We start from the raw sequence: 14,175 nt of genomic DNA on the forward strand, positions 1-14,175 counted from the left end.
GGCCCGTCCCCTCAACCCCGAACCGGTGAGACCCATGACCGTACTCCTGATCGCCCTGGCGCTCCTGGCGCTCGCACCCGGCATCAGCCACCAGTTGACGCTCTCGTGGAGCCGTAACGGGGACGCGATCACCAAGGTCGTGACGGTCGACGCGAACGGGGAAACGAACCGGGACGTCACCGTGCCCGCGAACACCACGGACATGCGGGTCGACATCGACCTGGACGCGGACAAGATCCAGTCGATCTACATCCTCAGCGACCTGGCCGTCACGATCGAAACGAACTCGGGCACGGTCCCCGGGAACACGCTCACCATCGCCGCGGGCAAGCCCTACGTGTGGTACCTCGGGTGCGGGCTCGTGAACCCGATCACCGTGGACGTGTCGAGCTCGATCTACCTGACCAACGCGAGTTCGACGACCGCGGCGAACGTGCAGATCCGCATCCTGGAGGACGTGACCTCGTGAGCCGGGCCAGCCGCGGGCAGAGCGCCCTGATCGCGCGCCTGCGGGCCGCGCACGCCCCGGACGGCGCGCTCACCTACGTGCGCGGGGCCGAGCGCATCGACCTGACGGGTCGGGCCTGGTTCGGGCGCACGGTGTTCAGCCGGATCGCCAACGCGGGCGGGGCCGCGGTCGTGTTCGGGGACCGCGATTATCTGATCCCGAAAACCGAGTTGCCGTGGGAGCCGAAGAAGGGCGACGTGGTCGAGGAAGTGGTCAACGGGACCGCGCAGAAGTTCGAGGTGCTCCCCCCGGCGACGGGCGAACCCGACTGGCGCTACAGCGACCCGGGCGAAACGTTGTTCCGGGTCCACTGCAAGCACAAGGGACCGGCGTGACATGGCCGCACGAATCGTCGAGGTCCGGGACGCGGTGGTCGAGCGCATCAGAGCGTGGTGGCAGCCCGCGGCCCCGGACGAGGTGATCGGCCCGTGGGAAATCGACCTCGACACGCGGGAACTGAAGGGGCGCCGGGTGCAAGTGTTCCCGAGCACCTACGCGGGCGGCCCGGTGAGCCGGCTCTCGGACCAGAACGATTACGCGATCGTGATCGTGGTCGCCGAGCTGTACCCGGACGACGGGCCGATCGGGGCGCGCTGGATCGACGGGCTGGTGGGGTGGTGCGAGCAGTTACTCAACGAGATCGGGAGCGTGCGGGCCGCGCGGCTCCTGGCGGTCGAGGGACAACCGGACTCCGGGCTGTGGCCCGAGACCGCGGAATGCACCACCGTGTACGACCTCGAAGAATTGGCCGAGCGCAAGCTCTTCCTGAGCGTCCTGACCGTGCTGTACCGGGAACAAGTGGAGGCGTGACGTGCTAGCGATCAACGCGAAAGTGTACTGGCGGTCGGGCGGCTCGTATGGCGGGCCGACCTGGACCGAGGCCGCGATCATCGAGAACTTCGCGGTCAACCCGGCCTGGGACCAGGCCGAGACGAACTCGCGCGCGAGCCGGATCAAGCTCCAGGCCAAATCGCTGCTCGGGCTGGAGTTCAGCGGGCGCATGGAGAAGAAGCCCGGGAACGCCAGTTACGAGGCGTTCATGAACGCGCTGTTGACCGACGACGTGATCGACCTGTTGGTCCTCGACGGGCCGAAGGAGCAGGTCGGGGTGCGCGGGTGGCGCGTGGACTGCCAGGTGTTCAGCGCGAACGAGAACCAGGATCTGGCGAACGCGCTGTACCCGGAAATCACGTTCATGCCGACGTCGAGCGACAACGCGCCCAAGGCGGTCAAGGTCGGCCCCGGCCCGGCGCTCACGTACTCGATCCCGGGCGCGAGCGGGGCCACGTTCAGCTAACGGAGGGGCCGTGGCGCTCGACATCAAGGCGTACTCCCGGTTCTTCTTCGACCGCGACGACGTCAAAAACGCGGTCGATCGGGGCACGCGCCGGGCGCTCTCGAAGTTCGGAGCGTTCGTGCGCCGGCGCGCCCGGACCTCGATCAAGAAGAAGAAGGGGATCAGCGAGCCGGGGAAGCCCCCGAACTCGCACCTCGGGCTGCTCCGCAAGGGCATCCTGTTCGCACTCGGGTCGAACGCGAAGTCGGTCGTGATCGGCCCGGTCCCGATGACCAAGCCGAACGGCGTCCCGGAGCTCCTGGAGAAGGGCGGGATCGTCCCGGGCAACGGGCGCGAGATCTGGGTCACGAACACCCCGGGCCGCAACGCCCAGGGCCAGTTCGTCTCGAAGGGCAAGACGCGCGTGGTGCTCGACGGGAACCTGGTGTACCGCCCGCGCCCGTACATGGGGCCGGCCTATCAAGCCGAGTTGCCCAAGGCCCCGCAGATGTTCAAGGACGCGATCCGGTGAGGGCACTGACGTGATCGATCACCCGGTACTGCTGAAATTCGTCAACGAGAGCATCCGCACCACCGCGGACCTGCTCGCGGGGCTGCTCACCGTGCCGCCCGCGGTCCTCGACGCGGTGGTGGGCCAGGGGCTCGCCGCGGCGCTCGGGACCACGGACGCGGCGCTCCTACGGGCCGAGCCGTGGGAGCCCGGCGACTACCAGGCGGTGGCCCCGCAGTTGATCGCGGGGAGCGACGACAACGCGCGGGCGCAGTTGACGAACCACGATGTGATCGCGCTCCTCCGCGTGTTGGTGGTGGTCAAGGGGATGATTGCCGCGAACGACCAGCTCGGCCCCCTGGTTCGGAAGCTCGCGGTGAACCCCCGTGCGTACCTGGTGGGGTGAGTCATGGCGTTCAACGCGAACACGGTATGGGAAGTGCGCGTCGACGGGGACGACAGCAACGGCGGGAGCTTCAACACGAACGCTCTGGGAACCGGTAACACGGACTATTCCCAGCAGGCGGCGGCGCAGATCTCGGTGACCGATGCCGTGACCAACGCCACGACGACCATTACGAGCGCAACGGCCAACTTCCCCGCGAACTGCGTCGGCAACGGGATTTGCATTGAGGGCGGAACAGGAGCCATCACCCGCCGATACGTGCAGATCCTCTCGCGCACCAACGCCACAACCGTCGTGGTAGACGCGGCTACGGGGCTGACGCCCGGGACCGGTGCGACCCTGAAAATGGGCGGCGCGCTGGCGTCCCCGGGCGGCGCGTTCAACAGCTTGCTCGTGTCCGGGAACGTCGTCTTTTACAAGTACAACGCGCTCCCGTTCGTCATCACCTCAACCACGCAAGGGGCGACGGGCGGGCGCATCTCGCCCACAAACGGCGTGTCCTATTCGGGCTACGACACCACGCGCCGGTTGCGGAATTGGGACGCGAACCGCCCGACGATCCAACTCGACGCGAGCCTGTCCACCACGAACATCGTGTCGAGTACGAGTTACGCCCTGATCGAGAGCGTGATTTTTGACGGGAACAACATCACGCTCGGAACCGGGTGCGCGCACCGCGGCTCGACGTGGCGGTGCCGGTTCCAGAACTTCACGAACGGTGGGGTGACGGACGGCGCGGCGACGGGCATCACCGAGGCCGCGTTCTGTGAGTTCACGGGCAACTCGGGGGCCGCGGCGGCGCAGGTGTACCACGGGATCGGGTGCGTGGCGTGGAACAACAGCGCGACCCCGTTTCAGTTCGTAGCGAGCGCGCGGGACTGCATCTCGTTCGGCAACACGGGTGTGAACACGGACGGGTTCTCGGCGAGCCGGAAGTTCTGGAACTGTATCGCCTACGGGAACGCGCGGAACGGGTTCAACCTATCGAGCGCGGCCGAGAGCGCGGCTTACAACTGCATCTCCGAAGCGAATCTGGTGAGCGGGTACGTGGGCAACTCCGCGCTCCCGTTCGTGGTCAACTGCGCAGACTTCGGGAATTCGTCCGGGCGCAGCGGCGGGAACATCCGCGACCTGGACCCGATCAACCTGAGCGCGTCGGCGTTCGTGAACGCGGCGGGCGGTGACTTCCGGCTCAACGCGACGGCGGGCGGGGGCGCGTTGTTGCGCGCGCTGGCACTGCCCGCGACCTTCCCGGGCGGGGGTGGGGCGAACTATCGGGACATCGGACCGCTTCAGCACCAAGACAGTGGCGGCGGGAATTCGGGCGGCCCCGTTCGCGTTCTTCAGCCCAACACATGGTCCTTAGTGGGGTAACCGATGGCGGGAATCGTCGCGCACGTGAACAGCGGTGAGGTCGCGTTGGTCGCGGCCACGCCGAAAACCGTTCTCCAAATCAAGGCGCCCGCGAACCAGCGCGTGCTCATCAAGTCGCTGAGGCTGTTCGGGAAGGCCGCGGCCGGGGGAACCGGGGTACCGGTCAAAGTGCGCGCGACGCGCTCGACCGCGAACTTCGGGACGCTCTCCGCGGCCACACCGGGAAAGAACGATTCGAGCGACAGCGAGACGCTCCAGGCGACCGCGGGCGCGAACGCGACCGTCGAGCCGACCACGCCGACCGACACCGGGCTCCTGTGGGAGGTGCCGGACCAGTCGGGCGTGATCGAGTTCCTCCCGCCGGGGATGGAGATCCGGGTGCCGGGTGGTTCGGCGCTGAACATCGAGTGCACCTCGACGGGCACGCCGACCGTCGCGGTGCAGGCGACTTACGAGGAGTGATCGCGTGCCGGCCGTGCTGACCGGAACCCGGCGCCGCAAACCGTTCGTTGGGTCGCCCCAGCGCGCGGCCGCGGTCGTTTCGGCCCGCCCACCGGTGCGCCCGATCGTCGTGGCACAGGTCCGCCGGCCGCTCGTCGGCCGCGGGACCGTCGGCCGGCCCGCGAAGATCGCGGTACAGATCATAGCAAAGCGCCCGCCCGCGGTGCTCGTGGCCGCACCCCGGCGCATCGCGCCCGTTCTCGGACGAGCCGTTGTGGGCCGTCCCGTGCGAGCGATCGCGGTCCCGCCGGCGAAGCGCGTCCCGGGCGTCCTGATCGCCCGCGCGCCCCGCACGGTACCGGTTCCGGGCCGGGGCCTGGTGCTCCGCGGGCCGGTCCCGGCGACCGCACCGCCCGCCGCGCGGCGCCCGCTCCCGGCGCTCGTGGCCCGGGTCGCGTTTGCCCGGCCGTTCGTCGTTCGCACGGGACCGATCCCGGGAGCGCTCCGGTTCGTGGTTTCGCCCGAGCCCGAACCCGGAACGCCGGGTGGCACGTGGCGCCGCCCCGGGTGGTCCTGGGCGCGCGTGTTCCGGCGCCCGGCCGCGAGCTGGTGCCGGGTGTGGAGGTACCGACCGTGAGCGCGACCCGCATCCGCCCGCGCCCCTGGCCAAGCCCGCGAGCGAGCCCCGGTGGTTCGCCGTGTCCCTGGCCGAGACCCCGAAGTGGTCGCCGGCGAAACGCTCTCGGCCCGGAGTTGCTCCCCCGGGCGGCCCGACCGGGCTCACGATCTCGGGCCTGGTCGTGCTCGACGCCGAGTTCGACCGCGTCCCGATCGGCCGGGGCGTGAAGTTCTTCATCGACGGCGGGACCGCGAACACGGTCTACAACTTCGCGGTCCGGGTCGCGGCCTCGGGCGGGGGCAAGCCCGTGGTCCCGTGCAAGCTCGTGGTGACCCCCGATTTCGATTCCGAGTGAGGTAACAGATGAGGTCGTTTAAGGACCGCGCCGCGCGCAACTGGGACGTGTCCATTGATGCCTGGGGCATCAAACAGGTCGCGGCCCGGACCGGGTTCCAGATCGGCACCCTGCTCGACGACAACATGGCCGGGTTCGGGGCGCTGGTCAAAGACCCCGTGAAGTTCGTGGACGTGCTGTTCGTGCTCCTGACGGATCAGGTGACCCGGTACGGCATCACCGAGGAGCAGTTCTTCCGCGGGCTCGCCGGCGACCCCCTCGAAGCCGCATACGAGGCGTTCCGGGGGGCCTTCGCGGATTTCTCCCCGAGCCACCTTCGCAAGATCCTGAACGCGGCGACCGAGAAGGCGAAGGTGGCACAACACGCGGCGACGGAACGGATGCTCCGGAAGATCGAGACGCTCGACCCGCTGGGGGAGGAGCCGAGCGCTTCGACCTCCTCGCGCTCTGCTACCGCACCGCCGGAATCGCCGGCGTCGATCCCCGCGGGCTGACGCTCCGGGAACTGACCCAGATGGCCGACGCGCGCCTGCAGGCGGACTGGGTCCGGGACGCGGCCCTCGCGTGCCTGGTCGTGAACCGCAACGGGTGGACCCGGACCCCGATCGACCCGGTGCAGGTCATCCCGCCGGCGTTCCGCCCGCCGCGCGAGCCGGTGCGGAAGAGGACCGCGGAAGAAATCGCCGAGGAGAGCCGGTTCGCGTGGGTCGTCCTCGATCACGTGTTCGGGGGGAAGTGACATGCCCGGGTTGAGTAACGCGAGCGGGGGCGGTGCGGCCAACGTCCGGGCCGGGCGCGCCTACGTCGAGTTGTTCGCCCGGGACTCGGGCGTGCTCCGCGCGCTGGAGCGGGTGAAGTCCAAGTTCCAGGCGCTCGGGTCCACGCTCATCAAGTCCGGGGCCGCGGTGGGCGGGCTCGGGGCCGCGGTCACGGCCGGGTTCAAGCCGGCCCTCGACGCGCTCGCCGACACCGGGAAGATCGGGGACCTCGCGGACCTGTTCCAGTTGCCCGCGGAGAAGGCGTCCCGGCTGTTCGGGATCATGGCCGCGGGGGCTCGGACCTGCGCGACGCCCAGGAGGGGCTCGCCACCTTCAACCAGCGCATCAACGACGCGCTCACCGGGAAGGGCGAGGAAGCCGCGGACCTGTTCAAGCAGCTCGGGGTCGGGGCGCAGGAGTTCGCGGGCCTGGACACGGCCGAGCGCTTTTACAAGCTCCTCGACGCGATCAAGGCCTCGAACGCGCCGATCGGGAAGCTCGGGCTGTTGATGAAGGCCGTGGGCGAGGACACGGGGAAGAACCTGGGCGGGGTGCTCAACATGACCGCGGACCAGGTGCGGAACCTGGGCGATGCGTTCGAGACCAGCTCGGCCGACGTGCAGGAGGCGCGCGAGGCGACCCGGGCGCAGGCCCTCGCCACGGTCACGCTCGGGAAGGTGTGGCGCGAGATCGGGGTCGCGATCGCCCCGGTCGTCAAGGAGATCGCCGAGCGCGTGGTCGAGGTGGCCCGGCCGATCGCCCAGTTCATCAAGGGCAACCGGGAGCTCGTGGCGACGATCTTCAAGGTCGCGACCGGGGCCGTCGCGCTCGGGACCGCGCTCGTGAGCATCGGGACCGTGATGTCCGGGGCCGGGGCCGGGCTCGGGTGCTGGTCTCGATCATCGGGGCCATCGGGCCGCTCGTCGCCGGGATCAAGATCGTGGTCGCGGCGATCTCGGCGATCGGGGCCGGCCCGCTCCTGGCGGTCGCGGCGGTGGCCGCGGCGATCGGCGGGCTCGCGTACCTGTTCCGGGACGAGCTCGCGGAGTACGCCCAGGCCGCGCTCGACAAGGTGCGCGAGATCCTCGACGACCTGAGCCGGGTCGCGGACCAGCTCAAGGAATCGTGGGGCGGGGTCGTCGCCGCGATCGGGGCCGGCGACATGAACCTGGCAATGGAAATCGCGCTCACCACGCTCGAACTGCTCTGGGCGCAGGCGACGGACGCGATGACCGGGAAATGGAACTCGTTCACGAACGCCGTGGTGGACGGGTGGCACGAGGTGACCGACGGTCTCGGGCCGATCCTCGACGCGCTGTGGGAGGATCTGAACCGCGGCGCCGACGAGGTCGTGAGCGCGTTCCACGCGATCGGGGAGCAGATCACCGAAGGGATCACCTGGGTTCAGGACTCGATCCAGGCGCTCCGGGACGAGTTCAGCGACGTGGCCGACGCCCTTACCATGCTCGTCGCCCCGATCGTCGCCCCGTTCGCGGTCGCGGCCGACCTGATCCGCCAGATCTGGGACGGGATATCCTCGAACGTGATGGAGAACCTGATCAACCTGGTCTCGTGGATCGACCGGATGGACGTGCAGATCAGCGACAAGTTCACGAACACGTTCAATGCCGTGGCCCGGACCGTGCTCGACGCGGCGATCAAGATCACCGAGATCCTCGACAAGGTGGACCCGACGGACTCGCTCAAGGGGCGCCTGGACGAGCTCCGCGGGCTCCGGGGCGGGCTCGTCGACGTCACCGCGGCCGAGACCCAGGCCAAACTCGACAAGATCAACGCGGACCGGGACAAGGCCATCGAGTCCCTCCGGGAGCAGCGCGAGAAGGCACAAAAGGCCCGCGACGAGGCCCGGGCCGCGGACGCCGAGAACGCCAAAAACGAGGTGGCGCAACTCCAGGCCCGGGTGGACGCCCTGAACGCCCAAGCCCGCGCGCTGCAGCGCCCCGGCGCCGGGGCCAAGGCGCCGGACCTCAAGGCCGGCGCGGGCGTGGCCGCGGTGATCGCGGGCTCGTCGGGGTCATTCACCGCCGCGGCCGCCGGGCAGCGGTTCGGCACCGATCCACTGTTCAAGCGCCAGGTCAAAGCGGCCGAGAACACCGCGGACAATACCGCTGCGACCGCGAAAGCGGCCGAAGGGATCGTCAAAGCTCTACAGATGAAGTGAGGTTAAGGCATGGCGATCTTCGTCAACGAGTCGCCTGACTCCCGTGAAGTCAACCACGGCTCGAACGGGGGCGGCGAGGTTCTCAAGTACAACGTCCGGACCACCGCCGGCGAGACCGAGGCCCAGATCTACCTGGCCGCGCTGACCGGGTCGTTCCCTTACTTCAACGGGTTCATCCGTAACGACATCAAGATCGCCCCGAACGGGGCCGCGCACCTGTGGAAAGTCGAGATCAGCTACGGGACCACGGGGGTCGGCGGTGGGGATCAGCCGCTCGGCGGCGCGGGCAGTGACGGCAGCCCACCCACCAATCCGAGCGGCCCGGGGAGCGACACGACCCCGCTCACGGGCGGGTTCAGTTTCTCGTACACCCCGCACAAGCTCCACATCACACACTCGCTCGAAACGATCTCGATCACGACCCGGCTCGGTGCGCTGGAGGAAGACTTCCACGGCGCGATCAACGTAGACAAGGACGGCAAGCCCGAGGGCGTGGACATCCCCCCGGACCCGAGCTTCCTATTCAAGCGCACCGTGGCCCGCGCGAACGTGACCCCGGCGTACCTGCGCGCGATCAAGAACCTGTGCGGGAAGGTGAGCAACGCACAGTTCTACGAGCAGGCCGCGGGCGAAGTTCTCTACATGGGGTGCGATGCCACGTTCAGCCAGGCCGAGGGGTGGAGCCTGACTCACAGCTTCGGTGGCGAGGAGAACAAGATCAACATCAGTATTGGCCCGGACATCACCGTGCCGAGCAAGAAGGGGTTCGAGTACCTCTGGATCCGGTACGAAGACGTTAACGTCTCGAATCGGGTGCTCCCGCGGCCCCGCGCCGCATACGTGGAACGGGTGCTCGAAAGCGGTAACTTCTCGATCCTGGAGATCGGAACCTAATGGAACCGTTTCCCCAAGTCGCGGCCGGGGAAGTGTCTCCGTTCGTCACCAGTTACACAACGGTCCAGGCCGTCCTCGACGCGGTGCGCCGGGGTCGCATCGCGCGCGCGCCCTCGGGATCAGATCCGTCCGGTGCGTGGCGCCCGGCGCTGATCGTCGACGTCGAGAATTTGAGCGACGACACGTACCCGGTCCACGCGATCCTGAGCCCCACCGGTGTTGTCATTGACCCCGAGGACGAACCCGTCCTCGGGCGCCGGCGCCCGGCGCTGTCCGCCGCGGCCCCGAGCAGTGCCACCGATCCCGTGCTCGTTGTGCTCGACGGGATCGAGGCCGGCACGGTGGGCCGCGCGGTCGTTGCGGGTGTGACCGTCGCCCAGGTGAGCGTGTCGAGCACGGGCCACCGGTTCGCGCGCCCGATCCCGGGGACCACGTCGCACCTGGTCTCGGCCGCGTCCGGGCCGGTGCGCCTGCTCGTCCCGCCGAGCGCGACCGGGACGCAGATGGCGTATGTGCTGCTCGGGGGCGGGGGTACCAGCTCGCGCGACACGGACTGTGACGGGGACGGGTGGCTCGTCGCGGCCAAGCCCGAGGACTATTGGGTCGTTCAGGAGATCGGGAGCGGGAACGCGCCGATCGCGACCACGCAGAAGATCACCATTAACGAGGTCGAGTACACGGTCGCGTTCGACCCGGCCACTCCGTCCCTGTCGCTCACACCGGACCTGCCCTCGGCGGTCGCGAAGGTCGGGCGCAAGGACTGCTCGGTGTGCCCGTGCGTGACGTTCGCGTTCAAGCGCAAGGACTTCTACCCGGACTTCGTGGAAGACCCGGACGACGTGTGCGCGCGGGTGCTCTACGTGAAGGTGTGCGCGAGCTGCCCGGCCGGGTGGTACTGCACGCGCCCGAAGGACTCGGACCCGGGGACGCCGTACACCCCCCTGGAACTGGAAGCGGGTGAGGCGTGTTCGGGCGACCTCGACGTGCAATCGGGCGGGCCGTGGGAGAGCGAGGAGGAGGCCGAGGAGCACTGTAGCGCGTGCCCCCCGAACATGGGATTACCGTGCTGCACGAGCTGGGCGCTCCCGTGGGACATGAAAGCCGGGGACGTGGCGTGGCACGTGTACGATCGGATCGCGAGCAGCTCGCCCCCGAGCGTGACGAACTGTCTGACGATCAACGGCACCGGGACGGTTAACGTCTGGTACGGCCCGTCCAAGGGCTGCACGGAAATGACGCAGTTCGTGTTCAACAGCCCGCGCACGTGCGTCTCGATACCGCCTTTTGACTTCCTGGTGAACCGGATCATTTACATCCAGTTCACAGCCACGGTGGACGGTCCGGTAACGGGTGACCCGACGTGGTCCACCGGGATCTGCAACTGCTTCAACGAGGAGCAAATGTGCCCGGAGGACATCCCGTGACCAAGTTCGAGGAGGTCAAGACACGCACCGCGGACCGCAAGGCCCGGGGCGTGAACCAGCGGTACCCGGAGCACGCGGGGCGCGTCCGGGGCGGCGCGGTGGGGGTGTCGTTGCCGGTGCTCCGGTCCGTGTGCCCGCTCCAGGGCGACCTGGTGGCCGAGTGCAGCACGTGCGCCGGCCCGAACGAGGCGCGCCGGACGTACTGGTGCGACCACGAGGGCAACACCGACGGGCGCTGTACGCGCGGGAACCCGCTGTCCGGGCTGTGGACGTGCGCCACGTGCGACCATCACCCGGACGCGCCCCGGGCAAAAGCGGCCGCAATTGTTCCAACGAATATTCCCCGCGCCGGTGACCCCGCGTGCGGAATCGTGGTCGGGGTGTACAAGTGGGCCGCGCTCGCCGAGGTGCAGATCCGAGCCGTGCGCGAGACGTGCGGCCCGGTCCCGGTGCTGATCTCCAACGACGACCCGCGGATTCACGCGGACCTGGAGCGCATCTGTGCCCGGTACCCGGGCGCGGAGCTGAGCACGAACCCGGAGCGCATCGGGCACGGCGGGGGCGATATTGCCGCGTTCCACAAGGGCGCGCTGTGGGGCCGCGAGCGCGGGCTGGAGTACGTGTGCAAGCTGTCGCAACGGTTCATCCCCTTGGCCCCGTTCTGGCTTCAAGACGGGGCCAAGGCGCTGGCCCTGGCGGGCCTGGCGACCGCGGCCCGGACGTGCGACAACCCGCGCTGGCCGGTCCGCACCGAGTGCGTCTTGATGCGCGTGCAGGAGTGGACCGAACCGCGCGCGCGGGAGTTCTACCGGCCCCGCCCGTTCTACTTCGAGCGCGAGAAGGGGTACGACGCCGAGATGCTCATTGCGGAGCTGATCCGCGAGCACCTCGGTGGGGCGTACTGGCCCTGGGAGTTGGTGCCAACGGCGCGCGAGCAATCCGGGGCCTTCCTCTGGCACCACTCCAGCACACCGGACGACTACCGCCGACTCGCTCAGCGCTTCGGGGTGACGCTCGCGGACGATTTCACGTGCGCGGGCTGGGAAGACGACTACGCCAAAGGGCTGTACAAGCACGGCTGAGGTTCGGTTCCCGCTCGTGAGCCGTGCTACGACCCGAGGTTCTCGAACCGATCCATTTCCAACTCGGCGGCGCGTACCGGCCCTGGCCCGCGCTCTCGACGAACACAGGTCCAAGGGCCGTTCGTATGGCCCTCCCGGGCCGCGGCGCGGGCGCCGCGGCCCGGGAGGGCGAGTACCGCGATGCGATCTACAGCTACGGGTGAGTTGCCGACGGCCGAGGAACCGGTCCGGGTGATCGAGGGTGAGAGCTTGGCCGCGCTCCGGGAGGTTCCGAGCGGGTGCGTGGACGCGGTCCTCACGGACCCGCCGTATTCGAGCGGCGGGTTCACGCGCGCGGACCGCCAGCGCGATGTGGCCACCAAGTACCAGCAGACCGGCACGCGCCGGCAGTACCCGACGTTCTCCGGAGACGCCCGGGACCAGCGCGCGTTCGGGTACTGGTGCGCGCTGTGGTTGAGCGAGTGCCTGCGCGCGAGCAAGCCCGGGGCCGTGTGCGGGGTGTTCACCGACTGGCGCCAGCTCGGCGAGACGACGAACGCGCTCCAGGCGGGCGGGTGGGTGTACCGGGGGATCGTGGTGTGGCACAAGCCCGGGGCGCGCCCGATCCAGGGCCGGTTCTGCTCCGAGTGCGAGTACCTGGTGTGGGGCACCAACGGGCCGCGCGCCCTGTCGGGTTCCCCGTTCCCCGGGTTCTACTCGGTGCCCGTGCGCCAGCGCGACAAGCACCACCTCACGGGCAAGCCCACGGACCTGATGCGCGCGCTGGTGAGGGTGTGCCCGCCCGGGGGCCTGGTCCTGGACTGCTTCGCGGGGAGCGGGACCACGGGCGTGGCCGCGGCCCTGGAGGGGCGCCGGTGCCTGTTGATCGAGCGCGAGGCCCCTTACGCCCAAATGTGCCGCGAGCGCGCGGCGCAGGTGATTGCTCCCGCGAACTGACCGGTGCCGCATGGTGACCATATCGCTCGTGATCGCGACGATCTCCCGGCCCACGCTCGCGCGGACCTTGCGCTCGTTGCGGGGTCAGGCGTGGGAGCCGGGGGACGAAGTGCTCCTGGTGGGCGACGGCCCGCAACCGGTCGCGGCCGAGCTGTTCGGGCAGTTCGGGCTCCCCGGGCGCTACATCGAGCACACGGGCAAAACGGGCACGTGGGGGCACCACGCGCGGAATTGGGTGTTCGACAGCCGACGGGCCACCGGGACGCACGTGATGGCCCTCGACGACGACGACGAGTACACCCCGGACGCGATCGCCACGGTGCGCGCGGCCCTGCGGCTCGCGCCCGACCGGCCCCACATCTTCCGCATGTCGGGGCACCCGACGGCCCCGCTCATTTGGCGCCCCGGGCAACCGGTGTTGACGGTGGGGAACCTCGGAACCCCATGCCTCGTCTTCCCGAACGATCCCGAGCGGCTCGGGCGCTACGGGATGCGCTACCCCGGGGACTGTGATTTCGCGGCGACCACGTGCGCGCAGTACCCGGACGGTCCGGTGTGGCGCGAGGAGGTGATCTGCCGGGTCCGGCCCGGGCGCGCCTGATCGCGTTACAGCATGCTGGACGTTTCCCGCGGATTCCACGTCCGGGCCTCATTCCTCGCTGTTCCAACCGTCACCCCACGGCCACATTGAAGGCTCACGCGCCTTCGAGCCGACGGTTCGGTTCCCCGAGGAGATGCCCGCCATGCGACTGGTGCTCGCGTCGTTTCTGCTGCTCGCCCCCACGTTCGCCGCCGCACAAGACCCGCCCGCGGTTCCCACGATCAAACTGCCCCCGCCGCAGAAGACCCCGGCGGGCAAGCTCGGGAAGCTGAAAGTCGAGACCACGAGCAAGTACGTGCGGTGGATCGCACCGCCCGGGCTCGACATTGATCCGACGGACAACGGGCGCACGCTGTACTACTCCGGGCTCCCGGGCACTTACGAGCTGGTCGCTTACACCGCCGCCGGCGACGTGCCGAGCGAGCCCGCGCGCACCACGGTCACGATCGGGGACGGGACGCCGGTTCCGGTCAATGCGATCAGGACCAAGATCCTCGACGCGCTGAAGGGCGCGACCGGAACGCCCGAGGAGAAGGCGGTATGGGTCAAAGATCTCGCGGCCCTGTACCGCGCGGCCAAGAAGACGTGCGCCGACAAGTCCCTCACGACCACCGACCAACTCAAGGCCAAGCTCCGAGAGGCCGCGACCGCGCTCCTCGACGGGGACGAGCCGCTCAAAGAGGTGCGGCAGGTCGTCGCCGGCGAGTTGGCCGCGCTGTTCACCGGCGACCAGCTCACCGACGCGAACCGCGACGCGGCTGCCGCCCTGTTCGTGAAACTGGCCACGATCCTCGAAGGGATGTGAGCC

Annotated in this window: 21 protein-coding genes; all 21 read left to right on the plus strand. The window is 69.2% G+C overall.

Annotation, left to right across the window (positions count from 1 at the left end):
- Positions 1–34 precede the first annotated feature (34 nt).
- The 21 genes from VT84_RS36450 (at position 35) to VT84_RS36550 (ending at position 14,172) form a co-directional block, all read left to right on the plus strand.
- A complete protein-coding gene (locus VT84_RS36450) occupies positions 35–469 on the plus strand; it encodes a hypothetical protein (RefSeq protein WP_082842998.1) in 435 nt (144 codons plus the stop codon).
- Positions 466–843 (plus strand): hypothetical protein, encoded by a 378-nt coding sequence (locus tag VT84_RS36455; RefSeq protein ID WP_082842999.1) that lies wholly within the window; start codon positions 466–468, stop codon positions 841–843. Before VT84_RS36450 ends, VT84_RS36455 begins: the two co-directional genes overlap by 4 nt.
- 1 nt (position 844) lies before the next feature.
- Positions 845–1,318 (plus strand): hypothetical protein, encoded by a 474-nt coding sequence (locus VT84_RS36460; protein WP_082843000.1) that lies wholly within the window; start codon positions 845–847, stop codon positions 1,316–1,318.
- Position 1,319: 1 nt separating this feature from the next.
- Positions 1,320–1,805, plus strand: a complete 486-nt coding sequence (locus tag VT84_RS36465) for a hypothetical protein (protein ID WP_082843001.1) — start codon at positions 1,320–1,322, stop codon at positions 1,803–1,805.
- 10 nt (positions 1,806–1,815) lie between these two features.
- Positions 1,816–2,316 (plus strand): hypothetical protein, encoded by a 501-nt coding sequence (locus VT84_RS36470; protein ID WP_082843002.1) that lies wholly within the window; start codon positions 1,816–1,818, stop codon positions 2,314–2,316.
- Positions 2,317–2,326: 10 nt separating this feature from the next.
- Positions 2,327–2,701, plus strand: a complete 375-nt coding sequence (locus tag VT84_RS36475) for a hypothetical protein (RefSeq protein WP_082843003.1) — start codon at positions 2,327–2,329, stop codon at positions 2,699–2,701.
- Positions 2,702–2,704: 3 nt separating this feature from the next.
- Positions 2,705–4,075 carry a hypothetical protein gene (locus tag VT84_RS36480; RefSeq protein ID WP_082843004.1) on the plus strand — a complete coding sequence of 457 codons (1,371 nt, stop codon included), beginning with the start codon at positions 2,705–2,707 and terminating at the stop codon, positions 4,073–4,075.
- 3 nt (positions 4,076–4,078) lie between these two features.
- Entirely contained in the window at positions 4,079–4,537 is a 459-nt protein-coding gene (locus tag VT84_RS36485) for a hypothetical protein (protein WP_082843005.1), read from the plus strand.
- A gap of 4 nt (positions 4,538–4,541) precedes the next feature.
- Positions 4,542–5,153: a hypothetical protein gene (locus VT84_RS36490; protein WP_082843006.1), complete on the plus strand. Its 612-nt coding sequence runs from the start codon at positions 4,542–4,544 to the stop codon at positions 5,151–5,153.
- Between the two features lie 61 nt (positions 5,154–5,214).
- A complete protein-coding gene (locus VT84_RS36495) occupies positions 5,215–5,490 on the plus strand; it encodes a hypothetical protein (protein ID WP_082843007.1) in 276 nt (91 codons plus the stop codon).
- Positions 5,491–5,498: 8 nt separating this feature from the next.
- Complete coding sequence (locus VT84_RS36500; protein WP_082843008.1) at positions 5,499–5,984, plus strand: hypothetical protein; 486 nt, start codon at positions 5,499–5,501, stop codon at positions 5,982–5,984.
- A 20-nt stretch (positions 5,985–6,004) separates the two neighbouring features.
- Positions 6,005–6,229, plus strand: a complete 225-nt coding sequence (locus tag VT84_RS36505; RefSeq protein ID WP_082843009.1) for a hypothetical protein — start codon at positions 6,005–6,007, stop codon at positions 6,227–6,229.
- A 1-nt stretch (position 6,230) separates the two neighbouring features.
- A complete protein-coding gene (locus VT84_RS39335) occupies positions 6,231–6,758 on the plus strand; it encodes a hypothetical protein (RefSeq protein ID WP_157470251.1) in 528 nt (175 codons plus the stop codon).
- A gap of 376 nt (positions 6,759–7,134) precedes the next feature.
- Positions 7,135–8,430: a hypothetical protein gene (locus tag VT84_RS36520; protein WP_082843012.1), complete on the plus strand. Its 1,296-nt coding sequence runs from the start codon at positions 7,135–7,137 to the stop codon at positions 8,428–8,430.
- Positions 8,431–8,439: 9 nt separating this feature from the next.
- Complete coding sequence (locus VT84_RS36525; protein WP_082843013.1) at positions 8,440–9,324, plus strand: hypothetical protein; 885 nt, start codon at positions 8,440–8,442, stop codon at positions 9,322–9,324.
- Positions 9,324–10,748, plus strand: a complete 1,425-nt coding sequence (locus VT84_RS36530; RefSeq protein WP_082843014.1) for a hypothetical protein — start codon at positions 9,324–9,326, stop codon at positions 10,746–10,748. The genes VT84_RS36525 and VT84_RS36530 overlap by 1 nt, the downstream gene beginning before the upstream one ends.
- On the plus strand, positions 10,745–11,830 hold the full coding sequence (locus VT84_RS36535; RefSeq protein WP_082843015.1) for a hypothetical protein: 1,086 nt from the start codon (positions 10,745–10,747) through the stop codon (positions 11,828–11,830). The genes VT84_RS36530 and VT84_RS36535 overlap by 4 nt, the downstream gene beginning before the upstream one ends.
- A gap of 23 nt (positions 11,831–11,853) precedes the next feature.
- Entirely contained in the window at positions 11,854–12,033 is a 180-nt protein-coding gene (locus VT84_RS39340) for a hypothetical protein (RefSeq protein WP_157470254.1), read from the plus strand.
- On the plus strand, positions 12,011–12,766 hold the full coding sequence (locus VT84_RS36540) for a DNA-methyltransferase (protein ID WP_082843016.1): 756 nt from the start codon (positions 12,011–12,013) through the stop codon (positions 12,764–12,766). Before VT84_RS39340 ends, VT84_RS36540 begins: the two co-directional genes overlap by 23 nt.
- Positions 12,767–12,776: 10 nt before the next feature.
- Positions 12,777–13,367 carry a glycosyltransferase family 2 protein gene (locus tag VT84_RS36545; RefSeq protein ID WP_082843017.1) on the plus strand — a complete coding sequence of 197 codons (591 nt, stop codon included), beginning with the start codon at positions 12,777–12,779 and terminating at the stop codon, positions 13,365–13,367.
- A 142-nt stretch (positions 13,368–13,509) separates the two neighbouring features.
- Positions 13,510–14,172: a hypothetical protein gene (locus tag VT84_RS36550; protein WP_082843018.1), complete on the plus strand. Its 663-nt coding sequence runs from the start codon at positions 13,510–13,512 to the stop codon at positions 14,170–14,172.
- The last annotated feature ends 3 nt before the right edge of the window (positions 14,173–14,175 follow it).

It is taken from the genome of Gemmata sp. SH-PL17, from assembly GCF_001610855.1.
Lineage (GTDB): Bacteria > Planctomycetota > Planctomycetia > Gemmatales > Gemmataceae > Gemmata > Gemmata massiliana.

Bases quoted from the DNA above. Each gene is read 5' to 3' on its own strand.
- VT84_RS36525 (WP_082843013.1), top strand. From the start codon at position 8,440: ATGGCGATCTTCGTCAACGAGTCGCCTGACTCCCGTGAAGTCAACCAC.
- VT84_RS36460 (WP_082843000.1), top strand. From the start codon at position 845: ATGGCCGCACGAATCGTCGAGGTCCGGGACGCGGTGGTCGAGCGCATC.
- VT84_RS36530 (WP_082843014.1), top strand. From the start codon at position 9,324: ATGGAACCGTTTCCCCAAGTCGCGGCCGGGGAAGTGTCTCCGTTCGTC.
- VT84_RS36480 (WP_082843004.1), top strand. From the start codon at position 2,705: ATGGCGTTCAACGCGAACACGGTATGGGAAGTGCGCGTCGACGGGGAC.
- VT84_RS39335 (WP_157470251.1), top strand. From the start codon at position 6,231: ATGCCCGGGTTGAGTAACGCGAGCGGGGGCGGTGCGGCCAACGTCCGG.
- VT84_RS36450 (WP_082842998.1), top strand. From the start codon at position 35: ATGACCGTACTCCTGATCGCCCTGGCGCTCCTGGCGCTCGCACCCGGC.
- VT84_RS36505 (WP_082843009.1), top strand. From the start codon at position 6,005: ATGGCCGACGCGCGCCTGCAGGCGGACTGGGTCCGGGACGCGGCCCTC.
- VT84_RS36500 (WP_082843008.1), top strand. From the start codon at position 5,499: ATGAGGTCGTTTAAGGACCGCGCCGCGCGCAACTGGGACGTGTCCATT.
- VT84_RS36540 (WP_082843016.1), top strand. From the start codon at position 12,011: ATGCGATCTACAGCTACGGGTGAGTTGCCGACGGCCGAGGAACCGGTC.
- VT84_RS36550 (WP_082843018.1), top strand. From the start codon at position 13,510: ATGCGACTGGTGCTCGCGTCGTTTCTGCTGCTCGCCCCCACGTTCGCC.
- VT84_RS36545 (WP_082843017.1), top strand. From the start codon at position 12,777: ATGGTGACCATATCGCTCGTGATCGCGACGATCTCCCGGCCCACGCTC.
- VT84_RS36485 (WP_082843005.1), top strand. From the start codon at position 4,079: ATGGCGGGAATCGTCGCGCACGTGAACAGCGGTGAGGTCGCGTTGGTC.